Raw genomic sequence first — 17,949 nt, forward strand, 5'->3', positions numbered from 1 at the left:
TAAAAAAGTTGATAATTGCACGATAAGACGCAATTGTTATTACAAGCAAAGCAAAATGGCTATGGTCAAGCTACATATTACGGGCGCACATCACCATCTAACACCATAATGATGTCAGATCACTTTAGGCACGCCACTTCTAGTGAAATTCTGAGAGGCAAATTATATCACGTTATCTAAAAGGCACAGCTTTAAGGCTACATCTAACGTATGTTTAACTGTCACAATTTGCGCATTTGAACAAACAGATTATGACCTGTTGTAAGTTTGATTTTACTTGCCTTAGAAAAACAAAAGCCTCGCAATGCGAGGCCTCTGTAAACTCATGCAACGCAGCTTACGCTGCCTTAACATTAGTTTGAAATGTTGGCGATGTCCTGCCACTCTTCTTCAGTAAGAAGCTTGTACAGGTCGATGAGGATGAGCAGATCATCTTCACGATTGCAAACACCGCAAATGAACTTAGCGCTCTCTTCGGTACCTACGTTAGGGGTATCGTCGATCTCATTAGTGTTGAGGTCAACTACTTCAGCAACAGAGTCAACTAAAATACCAACAACCTGACGCTCAGACTCGATGATCATGATACGGGTGTTATCAGTAATCTCTGATGGTGGCAGACCGAAACGCATACGGGTATCAATAACAGATACTACGTTACCACGCAGGTTGATAATACCTAATACGTAAGCTGGTGCACCAGGAACTGGAGCGATGTCAGAGTAACGTAATACTTCACGAACCTGCATTACGTTAACACCGTACATTTCACGGTCGAGCTGGAAAGTTACCCAACGTAAAACCTCACCCTGGCTGCTATCTGGATCGTAAATTGAGGTTGAAGTTGTCTCTTCATTAGCCATTTGTATAAAGTCCTCTGAACTCAATCTCCAACTCTACAACATTATGTTGGAGAATCCCCGACAAGCTAAAGGTATTAAACCTAATGCATCCTTATGCTCTGATGATCAAAGCAGGAGTACTGCCTTATGACAGTAGCATAACAATGCTAGCAGCATGATAGCAAAACAAGCTGTTACACAAAAGTAACACTTAATGCTTAAGCTGCTCTGTCTATAAGTTCAGTATACCCTTATCGGTCTACGCTGATTGCACGAACGTGCTCAATTCATGCCTAAACTACACTAGATTGACCTTGATGTGACTAATAGACTTATCATCAAGTCTTAAGTCGCATTTTGAGCCACTATTTTAGTTTATAGGCGGTATATATAAGCTGCATGGCAATTAAAAACAATCACCTGCGCCTTATGTATTGCTCATAGCACCGTCAAAATAACTCACACTTTGTGTAAGTCATGTATAGTGCTATCCTCATGATTATAGCCTAGAAAATCGTTTGCTTACATGATCAAAGGCAAAATATTGAATACAAGTGCGCCTAAAGTGCCGATTGCAACAAGCTTTTTGACAAAAACCTAGTTCCAACATGCCCAACGAGTGATCATAAAGGCAAACTCGACTAATCAATAAGCGAACAAGCAATTTAGCTATGTGCTGCTTTTGTAAAACATTTCAGTACAACTGCACCAATAACATACCAAAAATATATCTACCATGGACAGTAAAGTACGCCAAATGACCTAAGACAGCAAGGGCCGCTAAATGGCCATGGACAGTAAAGTCCGCTAAGTGGACTAAGACGGCAATGGCCGCTAAAATGCCATGGACAGTAAAGACCGCGAGCGGATGATTACTGTTCAGCGTTATAAAGAATTTTACGTTGGTGCTCGATGTGAAATCGTGAGTGTGCATCATCCGGTGTTTGCTAAAAATATTGGCACTATTGTAAAAATCGTTACGATATACGATTCAGGATGTGTGGAGTTTCCTTGTACTGGCTACTCTCACTTACATTATGGCAACATGGAAACCCAAAGTGTCATAGATAGAATGAATGCGTTGGCATTTCTGATTGTATAATGTCAGTTAATTTCTAATTGTAAATTATAGAGGGTTGAATATGAGTATGGATCTATCTCATCTGGCCGAAATGACACCTTCTGATGAAGCACGATTTTTTACCGTTTTTGATAGACAACTTGGATATGATGCAGGTGAAGAAGCCCGTGCTAATCTTCTTAGTGGCGTACCTATTTATTACGCTGAACGAAATACACCAGAAGGGTGTGTTATAAAAGAATATCCAGATGGTCGTAAGGAACTGGTGAGTTTCATGACTGGTACAGAAAAAGTAGTTGAGGTTAAGCCCTGATGCGTCCTCAACTCTAGGTTATTGCAGGGCCTAATGGTGCAGGAAAATCTACCCTAGTTAAGCGACATATCCTTGGTAAAATAGAGGTTGTTAACCCTGATGATATTGCGCGGGAACAAGGTATAAGCAATCGAAAGGCAGGAGAGCAGGCACTTTTTCTGCGCACGGAAAATCTCAAAAATAGATGTACTTTCGCTGTATAAACGACACTCACAGGAATGGGGGAGATTAAGTTAATGCAGCTTGCTGCGACTGCAGGTTACAAAATTAATTTAATCTATATGGGGGTAAAAGATGTAGGAATGTCAGTAGCTCGCGTTAACCAGCGTGTAAGCCTTGGTGGTCATAATGTGCCTGTTGATGATCTTTTCAGACGATACGAGCGTTCTGTAACCAACCTACCTAAAGCTATGGCCGTGGCTGACCGGGTATGGGTATTTGATAACAGTTATAACAGACGGCGATTACTTTTCCGCACAGAACAAGATAAAACAAAGTTCATTTCTAATGATTTGCCTGATTGGTTTAAAAAAGTCGCTGGGACAGAGATTGAGCAGGCCAGAATGAAAAAGAAGAAATTAAGTCGTTAGTTAAATGTCTAAGGATAAACCGGCTATAAGCCGGTTTTTTTTGATAATCTCTTTTACACACACTTGTGTTTAGCTAAATATTTTATTTAACTAAACGGGGTTCCGTGGGAATTTCTGCGATAACACCCGCTAAGCGATTTCTCCCTGACGGAAATCACTTAAAGGACATAAGGCAGCAAGGGCCGCTAATGCGGCCCTTGGCAATCATATTCTTTTGTATCAGTGCCTATAAGAACTAGGCGTTCTTAGTGCCTTTAGTGCCATTGTCACCTTTTTCTTCGCTGATATTACGCACTAAGTCTTCGATATCTGCACCGGCCTCAAATAAAGCGATTAAAGCCTTAACATGCAGTAAGGCGCACTTCTCGGCAGTTACGATACCAGCAAGCCATGGACGGTTACCAGGAATCTCACGCCACTTGATCTGAGAGCTAGTTAAAGTACGGTTACCCTCTAAGACGTCACAACCAATAGACCATGGAGACATGCCTAAGGAGATTAAGTAAGGGTACTTCTCTGGGCTTTGCTTAATATCTGGCTTAACCCAACGTAAGGTATCAACGATATTAATCTTATCGCCACGAACATCAGTAATACCCATGAACCATGAAGGCTTACCAAAGAGGTTGGTAATCTTATCGCACTCGAAGATACCACCAAGGTCGATAAGAGGCACAGCAAAGCGTACGCCCTGAACTAAGAAGAACAGTACCTGGAATTGCTCGCCAAGATCAACGTTCTTCCAATCCTTGTTAATAGCGTGCAGCTTATCAGCCATACGCTGTTCAGCAGTCTGAGGAGGAGCCTTGGTAACCTGCTCAATCTTCTGAACTTGCTCAACCTTGACCTCAGGCTCTGCAACCTTAGTCTCAACCTTGACCTCAGGCTCAGAAACCTTAGTCTCAACCTTAACCTCAGGCTCTGCAACCTTGGTCTCAACCTTAACCTCAGGCTTTGCAACCTTGGTCTCAACCTTAACCTCAGGCTCTGCAACCTTAGTCTCAGTAGCAGTCTGAGGAACAATGGTATTAAGCAGACGCTGCAGGCTTTCGCTATCACCTGGATCGGCAAACTCAAGCTCTTTAGCAGTTTCAGTCTTAGTTGCGGTCTGCAGCTGTGGCTCATAGCTTACAGCTGAAGACACTGATGAAGAACTCTCTTCGTCAGCAGAACTTTGTGCAGCAGCGATCATGGCTGCATCGGCTGCGCTTTCAGCAGCGGCAGCATCAGCCTTGTCCTTATCAGACTGCTCAGCTGCGGCAATCATGGCAGCATCGGCAGCACTCTCGGCTGCAGCAGCATCTGCCTTGTCCTTATCAGCCTGCTCGGCTGCGGCGATCATGGCAGCATCGGCAGCGCTCTCGGCTGCAGCAGCATCGGCCTTGTCCTTATCAGACTGCTCAGCTGCAGCGATCATGGCTGCATCGGCTGCGCTTTCAGCAGCGGCAGCATCTGCCTTGTCCTTATCAGACTGCTCAGCTGCAGCGATCATGGCTGCATCGGCTGCGCTCTCGGCTGCTGCAGCATCTGCCTTGTCCTTATCAGACTGCTCAGCTGCAGCGATCATGGCAGCATCAGCAGCGCTCTCGGCTGCAGCAGCATCTGCCTTGTCCTTATCAGACTGCTCAGCTGCGGCGATCATGGCTGCATCGGCTGCGCTTTCAGCAGCGGCAGCATCTGCCTTGTCCTTTTCAGATTGCTCGGCTGCAGCGATCATGGCAGCATCAGCAGCGCTCTCGGCATCAACAGTATCTGCCTTGTCCTTTTCAGATTGCTCGGCTGCGGCGATCATGGCTGCATCAGCAGCGCTCTCAGCAGCGACAGCATCTGCCTTGTCCTTATCAGCCTGCTCGGCTGCAGAAATCATGGCTGCATCAGCTGCGCTCTCAGCATCAACAGGGATCTCATTGGCGCTTTCAGATGCGCTATCCTTGCCACTTTCAGATGCGCTTTGCTCAGCATCTTCCTGAGCGGAGCTTTGTGCTACGCTTGGCTGTGCAATGCTATCAGATGATGTAGTTGATGACTCTGAGCTCTGTGCTTCCTTATCATCAGCAACATGCTCTGCATCTTCAACACTAGTACCAGAGACCACCTTCTCGATAACGATCGCGTCATCGGTAGTATGGGTATGAATAACCTCAGTGCTATCAGGTGTGGTGGTAACAACTGTTTGAGTCTGAACATCTGCTGTTGAAGAAGAGGTCGTTACGCTGCTGGTAACAGCCTTTGGCTGAATGCCGATTTGCACAAACTCGCTAGTGCTTGGCTCTTCTTCATCAATAGAGATGAATGGCTCTTTAGAGATCGCATCATAGGCACGATCGACTGATGAACCTGTAGCAACTTCTTGCTCTTGAGCTTGGGTTGCAGATACAGTCTCATCAGCAGCTGAAGAAATAACGATACCCTCAGTTGAAGCCTTGGCACTTTCTAAGTTAGAAGGCTCTGTCTTAAGAGGTGCAGACTGCTCATTAAGCCCCTTAGAGACAACACTCTGAGTAACAACTGCAGCGTTAGTAGCGCTGACTGTTAATGAGTCGCTGTCTGCAATAGTCTTAGAGGATACTTCACCTTGAGCACTCACAATAGTGCTTGAAGCGCCAGTTGATGCTAAAGCTGCATGGTTAGCGTCAATAGCGGCATTGGCACTCGTAAGTACACTTTCATTGGCTTCTTTTGAGTAGGAGGATTCGTCGGCAGGTGCAGCCTGCATGTCCCCTTGTTCTTGGAGCTCACCGTCAAACTCCTCATCATCTACTTCAGCAAGCATTTGCTGGAAGTAGGCAATGAGAGTTTCCTCTTCACGGTCGTGATGACTTGGAGCCATTACAAATTCTCCTTGAGCAGCTTATTAGCGTGCCTACTAAAAGACCTGACCTTAATCTTGGCAATTTAAAGATCATCAGTCTTAATACAAACCTGCACTTTCACTAACTGCAGGTTTGCCAAATGTAATTGTCTTTAAGCTTGCTCTGCGTAGCCTCATGCACTGCATGAGCAAAACTCATAATTCTTTTAGTAAGAAAAAAGCATTTAATGATCAACTGTAATCTAACTACAACTCTGAGCTCTTAACTATCCACGCTACTGAGAGTGGCAAGTAACGTAAATTTAGGCATATTTAGCTGTCTATTTGTAGATTACTAGTGCTCTATTGACTTCATATGCGCTTGATGCGCAAGAGTAAAACTATGAAATCGTTTATATCTTTTGCTTTTCTTACTGATGCAAGCTGCACTATTAAGTTTGTTAACTTATGTGGCAGTCAAACACCTTAAAACTGTACCTTTAAGCTAGATCATCTCAAGCTTAATGGCGTCGCCTACATCCTTGAGATTTTCTGATACACGATCAGGATGACGCTCTAACTCGCTCTCGATGAGAGATTTGAGTAAGTTACGGTAGGCAACAGAACCCTGACGGGAATCATCCATAAGTGGCAGAGGTAATCTACGTGCAGATGACTCTCTAAAGGAGATATCAATCGGAATACTGCCACGCCAAATATGATCGCGATAGTGAGTCTTTAAATAGCTAAGGCTCTGTACTGAGGCCTTGGTGCGACGGTCATACATGGTTGGGATGATGATGTAATCAAAATGTACGCTCTTGTTAGCACGCTGCATCACAGTAAAGGTACGCACCATACCCTCAAGGCCCTTAAGAGCTAAGAACTCGGTTTGGGTTGGAACAATAATAGTAGTTGCGGCTACTAAAGCATTAACCATCAGAGCGCCTAAGACAGGAGGACAGTCGATGAGGACTACATCGTAGCAATCTTCGATGAGGCTTAAAGAGCGAGATAAAATACGACCTACACCCTGACGACCGGATAAATGACGGTCAATGGTAGCTAAGGTCATAGAGGCTGAGATCAGATCTAAGCCCTCATGAGCGGTCTTGGTAATACAGCGCAAGATACCCTCACGAGTTGGGGTCTTCATTGCGTATAAGTCGAACAGATTGTTTTGATCGATCCTTTCGTCATCTATACCTAAATATGAGGTAAGAGAAGCATGCGGATCTGTGTCGACCACCAATACGCGGAGGTTTTCTTTTTGTAACCAGCCAGCAATTGAGGCGACTGTTGTGGTCTTACCCACACCGCCTTTCTGGCTTGCAACGGCCCATACTAACACTGCCCACTCCCGATAAAATAAATGAAACCGGTAAAGCTTATATCCTAAAGCTGCATACAAAAGTGTCTATTGACGCTGCATAAGGTACTAATGTGCTTGATAGAACACACTGCACACAAGTAAAAGCTTAAATATGTATTTTAGCAAGATACATCATCGATGTGAGTATCTTATGACGTGATTCTCAACTCTAAAAGCAAAAAAGATAACTCTATCCAACTCAAGCTTTACAGCATCGCAAAACTTCATGTGCCCATATGCACTCATAACTATCACAAAATAGCTTTAAGAAAAGCACAAGCAAGTTATTTTTAATTGCTCCTTTTGTTTGCTTAAAGTGCCAGATGTGGCATTGAGATTGGCAGAAACGTCATAAAACCTGCCAAAGAAAAGTGCTCAAAGGAATACTGCTTTTTAATGCACACGTAGATTCTGCAGTGCTCGTTTGAGAACTCTTGTAAAAGAGTGTCAAAGCTATGGCCTATCTTGAGGAGATGAAAGCCCCAGCCAGAGTGCCATGAGGCTTTGTCTGTGTTTTTGCTTTGCAAATTTTTGCGGCCATAAAAACACAAACAGGCGCTGCCTTGCGACAGCGCCTTTAATCAAACTAATGATCAATGTGTATATTAGTTCTGAGAACCAAAGTTTGGCAGCTCTACTCTGCCGGCACCTGCATCGCCCTCAGCAGGAGGAGCTTCCTCCTCCATAACACCAACATCTTGATCGATTGGCTCAGCCTTGAAGCTTACAGAACCATCAGGGTTTGCTTCGAAGTTAAAGCCACCACTACCTGCTCTACGTGTAGGGATCATGTTCTCAGAGCTACCTGGAACAACCTGTAGATTCTGATTCTTCAGAGCCTCACGAGAGATAGCGATTACTACACGTCTATTCTGTGCACGACCAGCGCGGGTTGCATTTGAGTAGAACGGTGAGTACTGGCCATATGCCTCAGCTGCTAAACGCTGTGGATCAATACCGTTAGCCTCAAGCTCCTGCAGCACGTTAATAGCACGGCGAGAAGAAAGCTCCCAGTTATTGCCGTAAATAGCGCTTGGCACGAAAGAGTTATCAGTATAACCGCGTACACGGATATAGTTGTTAACGTTCTTGAGCGTATTGGCAATAGAAGCGATCACTGGACGTGAGCGTGTCAGGATTGATGAAGAGTTAGGAGCAAACAGCATGGTTGAAGAAATGTTGATGGTAATCCAGTTTGGATCGTGCTCAACAATCACTTCATTGCTTAAGCCTTGCTCTGAAATGGTCTCAGAGATGGAACGCATCAGAGTATCGAATGGCTGACCAGATGGGTTCTCACCTTCAAACTCGCTTTCAGCAGGACCAACACCGCCTTCTGAAACCTCATCAAGCTTACCGCCTTCGGTCATACCAGAAGACTTATCAGTCTGAGAGTCTGGGGTTACATTAGTTAAGGTACCCTGAGTTGGCTCAATAACCTCGGAGGCCTCTAAGTTACCCTGAGTTACAGCCTCAGCGTTCTCATCGGAGTTTGCAGTCTGCTCCATAGCACCTGCATCTTCTAAGCTCTGCTGAGTAACACCGAAGTCCATAACACCGCCGCCACCAGGGGCCTCAGTCTGAACTTCGCCCTTTTGAGCTGCAGCAGATGCTAAAGAAGCATCAGCCATCAGATTGGCAACTGGACCTGGCAGTGCAATAACACCTGGTACTGCTGACACCATGCCCATTTCGCTGAATGATGCCATCAGACCTTTAATCATGGACTGAGCATCAACAGACTTAGCCATAGCAAACGAATACAGCACCACAAACACCGCGAACATCAGTGTCATGAAGTCAGCATAAGAAACCAGCCAACGCTCTAGGTTCTCATGGCCTGCATGTTTTTTCTTTCTTGCCATTGTTAAATCCCTTACAGGTCTAGCTACTAGCTAAGAGCAACTAGACCGTCAAAAGCACGTGGCTCGCAGGAAAATCCTGTGCTCTTGCTAAACCGCCGCAACGTGCGACGATGCGGCCTGTGCTTTTGTTCAATGCACTGACTACTTTCATAGTCCTTGCATGATTAAGATGAGTCATTAACTCTTAAGAACATTAGGTCATGCACTAAGCTTAAAACTAAGATCTTTTTACAAGGCTCATCTAAATGTTTAATCAGGAGACGAGTAGAAACTAATCACCATTGAGGTTGCCAGTGTAAACACCGATACGACGCTTGAGCATAAGGGTGTTCTCAGAGCTGGCGATAGATACGAGACCTTCTAAGGTCATGTACTTATACAGGGCGATTTCAGCATTTAAGGTACGAATACGGTTAGCAGCTGGAATCAAGAATACGTTAGCACCTGCCACACCGTAAATGGTTGCAACGAATGCCACAGCAATGGAAGGACCTAACAGGTCAGGACGGTCTAACAGGGACATAGCGTGAATCAGACCCATAACCGCACCAATAATACCCATACATGGGAAGTAACCACCTAAGGACTCATAGAACTTAGCGTTTGGCTCAAGCTTCTGCTGCTCAAGCTCAATTGCGTTCTCAAGCAGAGCATAAAGAGCATCTTTATCTACACCGTCCACAATCATCTGAATGCCAGTGCGGGTAAAGTCGTCATTAGCGGAAGCTACGGAGTTTTCCAAAGCCAGAGGACCCTGCTGACGAGCAATGGTGGACATACCAGCAAGCAGTTCACCTTGGGACTGGAAGTTTAAGCGTGGAGGTGAAATGAGCCATAAGAAGTGCTTGAAAGCGGTGAGAATTTCTTTTGGAGAGAACTGCACGAAACCGGCACCAAGACCAGCACCGCACACGATCAGGAATGCTGGGGCATTCAACAGCGCTGAAGGGTGAGTACCTTCAATCAGCATGGTCGCAATCATACAGGCGATTGCGATAACAAGACCAAAAACGTTCATACTTATATACACAGAACCAAGTTATAGGCCTATAGCTATATAAGCTTTCTTAAAGAGAAGCATAAAAACATGCCACCTTGAAGAACTCTCAATAAGCTAAAGAGCACATCAGTTTCTTAAGTTTTACTTAAGCAACTTTGAACCTAGTTCCTGGTGTCTCCTTAGTCAACCTAACTAAATGACTTGAAAAAACTGGCCTAAGATCCTGCATACGATAGCAAGAGCGCTCCGTATACCGCCACTAAAGCCATGTCACTGCTGTGACTTTTGTGTCCTTAGACACGTATGCAGAGCATTCCCTCTGCAATTCTGCTCACGACAACCTTAGATCATACTTAGAGCAACTTAGGACTACTCTATAGAGTGGTTGTCATTACAAGGCATCATTTGATGCTTTGCAATTGTTTTTAACGAGACTCATAAGTTAAAGGCAATGCATGCTTAAACTTTTTCTAAGCATCGTTAAAAACAATCGCAACTACGCCTAATTATGCATGCTATTTAGTCGCATGCAAAAGTAAACAGTTCAAGTTTGAGTCTAAGACCACAAAGATCCTGACTACAATACTTTAGTACATAGACATAAAGTTCTCATGTACTATGAAACAAGGTTGTGATGAACACGAGATTATTGCACTGCAAATCAGCAAAGATCATGTGATTTGATGGCCTCAAGGCCCAAATACATTAGTGCTTGTGCATTTATGCTAGCTTTATGCCAATAGATGAGCCAAAAAACCGCCAGATCTCAGTACTGACGGGCTTTATAAAAAAAACTAGTTACAATCAAAGCTGTAAGTACCCTAATATTTTTCATCTTTATTGGCCACAATGCACCATATTAACTCGCAAAAAGCTCAAGGACCTACGTCTCTAGCATCCTAACTCTTGCCATAGTCAAAACTACAACTACTAAAAAAACAACCACGGTCCAAGCATTTAGCCGTGGCCTTGCTGCCGCAAATTAAAGGTGATGTGGGCGTTTACTTGCTGCTGCAAATTAAAGGTGATGTGGGCGTGACCTTGCTGCTGCAAAGCAAAGATTATGTGGGCGTGACCTTGCTGCTGCAAAGTAAAGATGATGTGGCCATTAAAAGCAAAAAAGCTCCGCATCTTAATTTAGATGTGGAGCTTTTTTTATCAAGTTAAGCTTTTGATATTAGCTTTACTTTTGATATTAGCTTACTTACGCATCTCTTGAATGATGCAGTCAGCAAACTTATCTAAAGGTAAGATCTGATCTGCTAAACCTGCATTAACAACAGCCTGTGGCATGCCGTAAACAACGCAAGTATCCTCATTCTGAGCCCAAACTACAGAGCCCTTAGAACGTAACATGCGGCAGCCTTCGCAACCATCTGAGCCCATGCCAGTTAAGATCATGGAAAGAACAGAACCGCCATAGATATTGGCAATAGAGGCAAAAGTTACGTCAACGCAAGGGTGGTAAACCACACGAGGATCAGCTGGAAGAACACGGGTACGAACACGACCTGCAGCCTTCTCAAGGAGCATCTGACGACCACCAGGAGCAATATAAACATGTCCTGGCTCTAATACCATGCCATCAGCTGCCTCTAATACTTCGTTCTGGCTTAAGCCATTTAAACGCTGCGCAAAGGTAGTGGTGAATGATGCTGGCATGTGCTGCACGATAACAACAGGTACGTTCATACGTGGCAGCTTAGGAATAATGTTCTGCAGAGCAATTGGTCCGCCAGTTGATGAGCCGATCGCAATAAGATCGTGAGACTTACCAGATACTTTAAATGCAGTTGAAACGCCCTTAGCGTTACCAAAAGTAAACTGCATAGCTGCAGCAGGACGACCTTGGTTTACACTACCTAATGAGTTGTAAATCTTATCGAAGTCCTGACGTATAGTACCAGTCATTGGTGCAGTAGCAGCACCTGCTGTAGCGGCTGTGCTCTCAGTCGGACGTACAGTGCTAGTAGTACGGCTTAAAGTAGAGCTAGTAGCAGTAGTACGGCCAAGTGGGCTAGTGCTTGAAGTTACAGTGGTTGTACGTGAAGTTGCTAAAGTAGAGGTACGAGCGCCAAGTGTAGAAGTAGCTGGAGTTGAAGTTGCAGCTGGGCGTGAGCTTAAAGCGCTTGGACGTGCAGGTGTTCTACGAATGTGTGAACGAGCAACAGCCTTAATTGAAGAACGTAACTCATTTAAGGCTTCCTCACGCTTGTGAGCAATATCCTCAAAGTTCTTTGGCATGAAGTCGACGGCACCGGCTTCAAGTGCCTTAAAGGTTGAGTTGGCACCTTCAAAAGTTAAGGAGGAGAACATTAAGATCGGAGTAGGACACTTGCTCATGATCTCCTGAACAGCAGTAATACCGTCCATGACAGGCATTTCCACGTCCATAGTAATCACGTCAGGCTTTAAAGACATAGTCTTTTCTACGCCTTCTTTACCATCCTTAGCCTCACCAACAACCTCTAGGCTAGGATCGCCGGAGATGATCTCAGTAAGTCTCTTTCTAAAGAAGGTAGAGTCGTCTACTATGAGTACCTTAGTTGCCATAAGAACCTCTTACGTTTGTTCTTCCGTACTCGTTTGTATGGCATTGTACGGAAGCCTCTCAATCTGTTCACTCAGTCGCGTAACCTATCTTGTTTCGGCTACTTGACAGTCTGACTCGTCTCAAACACTAACTTGGCAACTTGTCTTAAATATGACAAGTACTTGAATGCTTGCCTTTTCGTTACGTTGTTTGTGACTACAGCAAGATCATTACACTTGAAACAAAAGTCAAGCTAAGTATTGCTGTAAGCAATCTATTGGATAATCCTAAGTCACACCATTATTCATCTATGAGCTCTAGTGAAAATTACCAGCATAAGCTCTTAAGTTAATTATATTAATGCACCTTTTATCAAAGATCACTTGGAAAAGCAGGTACATTGAGCTTTTTACTTAAGTAGACAAAATCACTTAATGACTTTTAAAGCCTAGCTTCGATTTTATCTTATACATACTGGCAAAAGCTTGGCATGCACAATGGAGTCAATGACTTTTCATTTTACGACAACAGGAGGTAAAACCCTTATGTTTGCGCCGAAAATGCTGACAAATGCACACTTTACAACCAATTAATTTGAATCGCAATGCTAGTTGTAACTCAATAGCGCATCATAGCTTACAGAATAACTATGCTGTGTGCGCAAACCTCGATACCGCCATGTTACTAAAAACCTTAGTGCACTCAATGTAAGGCTTATAAGTACTGCTTTAATAAAGCTACTAACATAGCAACACGCTTAAAGCACTAAGAATAATTAAGCTCGCTTACAAGTCGCTTAAAGGCTTATTCTGGCGATCTTGTATCAGTGGAGCGGTATGTTTAGCTTGAGCCTATAAGTACAAAACGGTAGCACGATTAGGTATTTGAATCTTGCTTACTTATAAGCTTTTTCTTAGGCCTAATTAATGAGCATTTAGTCAGTGACTATAACTCTTTTATGATTGTGACTAACTAGGCAAGTAAACAATGTACCTTATTACACTTATTCGCTTACAAGGCGGCTAGATAGTGGCATTTGCATGTGTATCCTAGATACTACGAAAGCGTAGTTTATCCCCCAAAGTGTAAACAAAGCAATAGATAAGTTAACACTTATGTACTTGCCTTTTTAAAGTGCATGCCACTCTCAAGACAACAAGATTCCCACTGAGAACGCAATGTAAACTTAACCACTTGCGAGGCTCTTATTTAAAAGTCGATAAATAAGCTATATGTAAGCACAGAGTTGTTAAAAATTAGGAAACTACTCTCTAAGTTTTGTTCAATATAGCCAAAGTTATAAACATTAAAATTTGCAAAAGTTGCAACTTTCTATCAATTCTTGTGAAAACTCAAAACTAACATAACTTTCGTAAACTGCACCAATGCGAATATAGTCTTGTATTACAGTATCTTTAGCTGCTCTCATGACTAGCCCCATGAGTCATTAAGCTTAGTACTAAGATCATTCATCAATAATGGATCTAGAGCTTGCGATGTGCAAAGAGCTTGAGTTTTTTGGGAGAAGAAAGAGTCTAAGAGTTGGCGGGAATAAAAATTGAGGTATGAAAAAAACAAAAGAGAGGAAGTCTATGACCACCTCTCTTTTAGGCATGGCGTATTAGGCCATGCATTAATTGCAGTTAAGTCTGTTTTAAAGCACCTGTGACTAGCTGGTGATGTGCAAAGCTAGATCATAGCTTAGACAACTGAATCCATGGCCATGTACAAGTACTTTTTAGGCTCAGCGCAATAACTAATTAGCTACTCTATGCATTTGTACTGCGCTGCACTTGTTAATTGATTAGTAGCGATTGCCGCCCTTACGAGCGTAGGCACGGATTAATCCAGGAATATCGAGGATTAATGCGATACCACCATCAGAGGTGATGGTTGCACCGGACATACCTGGGGTATGACGGAGCAAGCTATCTAAAGGCTTAATCACAACTTCTTCCTGACCAACTAACTCATCAACTACAAAGCCAACGAGGTTAGATGCAGGAACTTGAACTAAGACGATGTGCGCCTTGCCCTTCAAGTATTCGTTGATAGAGCAGTTCTCGAACCACTGCTTTAAGAAGAACAGTGGAACTGCCTTATCACGAATAATGACAGTGTTCTGGCCATCAACATTACGCATAGTAGAGAGATCAATGTAGAAGATCTCAGATACTGAGGTAAGAGGCAGAGCAAAGGTACGACCTGAGATCTGAACCATCAGGGTAGGTAAAATTGCTAAGGTTAATGGAACCTTAATTTCAATAGTAGTACCTACGCCGACTTCAGATATAACGCGTACAGATCCGTTGAGCTTGGAGATGTTGGTCTTAACAACGTCCATGCCCACACCACGACCTGAAATATCGGTAATCTCAGTGTTAGTTGAGAAACCTGGAGCGAAAATCAGGTTGTAGGCTTCTTCATCAGAAATCCTAGCAGCAGCTTCCTCATCAAGCACGCCCTTGCGAACAGCAACTTGACGTAACTTGTTAGGATCCATACCTGCACCGTCGTCAATAATACGGAGCAGAATGTGATCACCTTGCTGAGCAGCTGACAGAGTAACAGTACCAGTTGCAGGCTTGCCAAAGGCAGTACGCTCTGATGGTAACTCAATACCGTGGTCACAGCAGTTACGAACCATGTGAATCATTGGATCAGCCAATGCATCAACGAGGTTCTTATCAAGCTCGGTGTCTTCACCAGCCATCTCGAGGTTAATCTGCTTATTGAGCTTACGTGCAAGGTCACGAACTAAGCGAGGGAAGCGACCAAATACCTTCTTGATTGGCTGCAGACGGGTCTTCATTACAGAGCCCTGTAAGTCTGCGGTTACCACATCAAGGTTAGCTATTACCTTGTTCATCTCCTGATCGGAACGATGTGCGGCAATAGAAACAAGACGGTTACGAACAAGTACGAGCTCACCTACCATGTTCATGATGTCATCGAGAACCTTGCTATCAACACGCATGGTGGTCTCAACATCAGGAGCGGCGGCAGCTTGAGTCTTTTGTACTGGTGGCTTAGCTGCAGCAATAGCAGCAGCGCCCTTAACTGGAGCCTTCTTTTGCTCAACTACCTTAGCAGCGGCTGGAGCTGGAGCTGGAGCAGGAGCTGCAGCAGGCTTTGCTACAGGAGCTGGGGCAGGAGCTGCCTTATCTGAGTCATGACCTGCATCGTGCAGCATCTTGTCAAACTCAGCATCAGTAGCATCAACTGACTTATTGTTTTGCTCATCGTTCTCTGCACCAGGAGCATGACCCTTACCATGAAGCTGATCAAGCAGAGCCTCGAACTCATCTTCAGTGATGTCATCAACACTGCGATTTTCATCAGCAGGTGCTGGCTCTGGCTCTGGCTCTGGCTCAGGTTCTGGCTCTGGCTCAGGTTCTGGAGCTGCCGCAGCAGCAGCATCACCACCTACGCTCTTACCATCAGCAATATCATGCAGACGGGTAATGAGCTCAGCAGGAACTGGATCTAAAGGCTCTCGATTCTGCACAGCAGTGAACAGACGAGTAATCTCGTCATAAGCCTGTAAAACCGCATCCATGGAGGCTGCATTTAAGGTGATCTTACCGTTACGCAGCATGTCGAATACGTTCTCAGCTGCGTGACAGATATCAACGAGTTCGTTTAATCCAAGGAAGCCTGCACCGCCTTTCACGGTATGGAAGCCGCGGAAGATGGAGTTCAGCAAATCCTTGTCGTCAGGGGCTTTCTCAATTTGGACCAGCTGTTCATCGAGTTGCTCGATAATTTCGCCAGCCTCAACCAAGAAGTCCTGCAAAATCTCCTCATCCATGTCGCACTCCTAAAAGCCGAGACTTGCAAGTAAGTCATCCACTTCGTCTTGTGAAGCGGCGGCTGTGTTGTCTTCGATTTGGCTATCTAGAGCAGGGCCCTGAGCCTCAATTGCTTTCTGCTTGATGCGTTCCTGATCGGCCTCAGGAGTGTACTGACCGAAGAAACGTAAGAACTCAACGAGCTTACCCTCAACCTCAGTAACAAGTCCAATAACACGTTGGATCATCTGACCTGTTAAGTCTTGGAAATCCTGAGCCATCAGAATTTCGTTTAACTGATTAGAAAGATCTGAGGCATCTTCAGCTGTCTTCTTGAGCAGATCGTCAATTCGATGACATAAGAAAACGAATTCAAAACGATCGATACGACCGTTCATAAGATGCTTCCAAATAGGCATCAAGTCATCAATAGAGGACTTTAATGCATATGAAATTGGAGTACATCTATCAACTGCATCAAGAGTACGTGTAGCAGCCTTATCAGTTACAGAAATAATGTAACGTAAACGTTCAGATGCATTTGGGATCTCCTCATCGGTGATCTCACGTAATCTTGGGTCGTAGGCAAACTTCTGAACTGCAGTATGCAGATCACGGGTTAAATAACCCACTTGCTGATAGAAGCTCTCCTCATGTTGCTGAGTAATAGCAATCAGCTTACGATCAGCTTCTTTTTGCATTCCTGCCTCGAGCAGCATGACAAGCTCACGAGCGTCCTCTAAGGTGAGGATTGGCTTATCATTGTCGATCACAGGTGCTACATTCTCTATTTCGGACATGAGCCGCTCCACCTATTGTTGTTATTCACCACCACCATCGATACGCTCGAAGATCTTGTCGAGCTTACCTTTGAGGATGTCAGCGGTAAAAGGCTTAACGACATAGCCGTTAACGCCAGCCTGTGCTGCTGTAACAATCTGCTCACGCTTAGCTTCAGCGGTAACCATAAGCACAGGAATTGACTTTAGCTTTGGATTGGAGCGAATAGCCTTGAGAAGGTCAATGCCCTGCATAATAGGCATATTCCAGTCGGTGATTACGAATTCAAAATCGCCGCTCTCGAGCATTGGAAGAGCTGTTGCACCATCATCGGCTTCAAAAGTGTTGTTGTAGCCAAGATCGCGCAGCAGATTCTTAATAATGCGTCGCATTGTAGAAAAGTCATCAACGATCAAAATCTTGATATTTTTATCCAAGATCTTCTCCTTAACTGCAAAAAGTCTCAGGCAATGAAAATATGAAAAGAAAAATAAAGCCTGATTTGACTAGGTGGAACATACCACCAGGCCACTTAGTGTGACACTTCATCTGCTTAGAATGTAGCCTAAGCCACATACTACAGATCGTATGTATTTTGACAACCATTGCAAAAGGAGTGCTAGCTATCTTTGTATGTAAGACTCATAGCAAAGCTAGATCTAATCATCACCCTTACATCTGATTGAAAGATTGCTGCATGTTCTTAAGAGTGCCTACATTGCAAGACGAAGTTGCCTTTGCTTGCACACTCATAAGAACTAGCTAATGTTTAACTAGCCTACATCAATCAAGTGGCGGATTATATACACCGCACTCAAAATACAGTGAACTACTAAGCCCAAAGTAGTGACTTAGCTTAGTCACAAAGCTAAACGCATTGTAACAGGAATATTCACCTTCCCTTTTACGTAACAAGCTAAAAGCTTATTACAAGAAATCTGTCTTACCTTTAAAGCTTAATTAAGCTTATACGTAAGTTAGTTTATCAAAC

General features: G+C 44.1%; 13 protein-coding genes and 1 pseudogene. 4 read left to right on the forward strand and 10 right to left on the reverse strand.

What is annotated here, in order from left to right; translation table 11 throughout:
• Positions 1–353: 353 nt before the first annotated feature.
• Entirely contained in the window at positions 354–863 is a 510-nt protein-coding gene (locus H524_RS0102825) for a chemotaxis protein CheW (protein WP_044121343.1), read from the reverse strand.
• An 823-nt stretch (positions 864–1,686) separates the two neighbouring features.
• Between H524_RS0102825 and H524_RS17560 the strand changes: the two genes are divergently transcribed.
• From H524_RS17560 to H524_RS17565, 3 genes are all read left to right on the forward strand, one after another.
• Positions 1,687–1,944, forward strand: a complete 258-nt coding sequence (locus tag H524_RS17560; RefSeq protein ID WP_084281622.1) for a hypothetical protein — start codon at positions 1,687–1,689, stop codon at positions 1,942–1,944.
• A 46-nt stretch (positions 1,945–1,990) separates the two neighbouring features.
• Complete coding sequence (locus tag H524_RS0102835) at positions 1,991–2,236, forward strand: hypothetical protein (RefSeq protein WP_052338875.1); 246 nt, start codon at positions 1,991–1,993, stop codon at positions 2,234–2,236.
• 236 nt (positions 2,237–2,472) lie between these two features.
• A complete protein-coding gene (locus tag H524_RS17565; protein WP_211232149.1) occupies positions 2,473–2,826 on the forward strand; it encodes a hypothetical protein in 354 nt (117 codons plus the stop codon).
• Positions 2,827–3,061: 235 nt separating this feature from the next.
• Here the strand turns inward: H524_RS17565 and H524_RS16275 are convergent, their stop codons facing one another.
• From H524_RS16275 to H524_RS0102860, 5 genes and pseudogenes are all read right to left on the reverse strand, one after another.
• On the reverse strand, positions 3,062–5,656 hold the full coding sequence (locus H524_RS16275) for a chemotaxis protein CheW (RefSeq protein WP_052338870.1): 2,595 nt from the start codon (positions 5,654–5,656) through the stop codon (positions 3,062–3,064).
• A gap of 466 nt (positions 5,657–6,122) precedes the next feature.
• Entirely contained in the window at positions 6,123–6,968 is an 846-nt protein-coding gene (locus H524_RS13925; protein ID WP_084281623.1) for a ParA family protein, read from the reverse strand.
• A 626-nt stretch (positions 6,969–7,594) separates the two neighbouring features.
• Positions 7,595–8,740 (reverse strand): OmpA family protein, encoded by a 1,146-nt coding sequence (locus H524_RS16280; RefSeq protein ID WP_425387372.1) that lies wholly within the window; start codon positions 8,738–8,740, stop codon positions 7,595–7,597.
• Positions 8,728–8,854, reverse strand: a pseudogene (locus H524_RS17970) (flagellar motor protein MotB); the annotation flags it as partial. The pseudogene H524_RS17970 and the gene H524_RS16280, both read right to left, overlap by 13 nt.
• Before the next feature lie 271 nt (positions 8,855–9,125).
• Entirely contained in the window at positions 9,126–9,872 is a 747-nt protein-coding gene (locus tag H524_RS0102860; protein ID WP_027939141.1) for a flagellar motor protein, read from the reverse strand.
• Positions 9,873–10,817: 945 nt separating this feature from the next.
• On the opposite strand from H524_RS0102860, the gene H524_RS0102865 reads away from it, so the two are divergent.
• Positions 10,818–11,021: a hypothetical protein gene (locus tag H524_RS0102865; RefSeq protein ID WP_027939142.1), complete on the forward strand. Its 204-nt coding sequence runs from the start codon at positions 10,818–10,820 to the stop codon at positions 11,019–11,021.
• A 33-nt stretch (positions 11,022–11,054) separates the two neighbouring features.
• Here the strand turns inward: H524_RS0102865 and H524_RS0102870 are convergent, their stop codons facing one another.
• The 4 genes from H524_RS0102870 to H524_RS0102885 all read right to left on the reverse strand — a co-directional run bounded on the left by H524_RS0102870 (position 11,055) and on the right by H524_RS0102885 (position 17,395).
• Complete coding sequence (locus H524_RS0102870) at positions 11,055–12,407, reverse strand: protein-glutamate methylesterase/protein-glutamine glutaminase (RefSeq protein WP_027939143.1); 1,353 nt, start codon at positions 12,405–12,407, stop codon at positions 11,055–11,057.
• Positions 12,408–14,191: 1,784 nt separating this feature from the next.
• The gene (locus H524_RS0102875) at positions 14,192–16,198 is read right to left on the reverse strand and encodes a chemotaxis protein CheA (RefSeq protein WP_027939144.1); all 2,007 of its coding nucleotides are present in this window, start codon (positions 16,196–16,198) and stop codon (positions 14,192–14,194) included.
• Between the two features lie 9 nt (positions 16,199–16,207).
• Positions 16,208–16,978, reverse strand: a complete 771-nt coding sequence (locus H524_RS0102880; RefSeq protein ID WP_211232150.1) for a protein phosphatase CheZ — start codon at positions 16,976–16,978, stop codon at positions 16,208–16,210.
• A gap of 21 nt (positions 16,979–16,999) precedes the next feature.
• Positions 17,000–17,395, reverse strand: a complete 396-nt coding sequence (locus H524_RS0102885) for a chemotaxis response regulator CheY (RefSeq protein ID WP_027939146.1) — start codon at positions 17,393–17,395, stop codon at positions 17,000–17,002.
• Positions 17,396–17,949 lie beyond the last annotated feature (554 nt).

It is taken from the genome of Anaerobiospirillum succiniciproducens DSM 6400 (genome assembly GCF_000482845.1).
GTDB lineage: Bacteria > Pseudomonadota > Gammaproteobacteria > Enterobacterales > Succinivibrionaceae > Anaerobiospirillum > Anaerobiospirillum succiniciproducens.

Excerpts from the sequence above, each read along its gene's own strand:
- H524_RS17565 (WP_211232149.1), top strand. The coding sequence starts at position 2,473 with ATGCAGCTTGCTGCGACTGCAGGTTACAAAATTAATTTAATCTATATG.
- H524_RS0102870 (WP_027939143.1), bottom strand. The coding sequence starts at position 12,407 with ATGGCAACTAAGGTACTCATAGTAGACGACTCTACCTTCTTTAGAAAG.
- H524_RS0102880 (WP_211232150.1), bottom strand. The coding sequence starts at position 16,978 with ATGTCCGAAATAGAGAATGTAGCACCTGTGATCGACAATGATAAGCCA.
- H524_RS0102860 (WP_027939141.1), bottom strand. The coding sequence starts at position 9,872 with ATGAACGTTTTTGGTCTTGTTATCGCAATCGCCTGTATGATTGCGACC.
- H524_RS0102875 (WP_027939144.1), bottom strand. The coding sequence starts at position 16,198 with ATGGATGAGGAGATTTTGCAGGACTTCTTGGTTGAGGCTGGCGAAATT.
- H524_RS0102835 (WP_052338875.1), top strand. The coding sequence starts at position 1,991 with ATGGATCTATCTCATCTGGCCGAAATGACACCTTCTGATGAAGCACGA.
- H524_RS16280 (WP_425387372.1), bottom strand. The coding sequence starts at position 8,740 with ATGGCTAAGTCTGTTGATGCTCAGTCCATGATTAAAGGTCTGATGGCA.
- H524_RS0102825 (WP_044121343.1), bottom strand. The coding sequence starts at position 863 with ATGGCTAATGAAGAGACAACTTCAACCTCAATTTACGATCCAGATAGC.
- H524_RS16275 (WP_052338870.1), bottom strand. The coding sequence starts at position 5,656 with ATGGCTCCAAGTCATCACGACCGTGAAGAGGAAACTCTCATTGCCTAC.
- H524_RS17560 (WP_084281622.1), top strand. The coding sequence starts at position 1,687 with ATGGACAGTAAAGACCGCGAGCGGATGATTACTGTTCAGCGTTATAAA.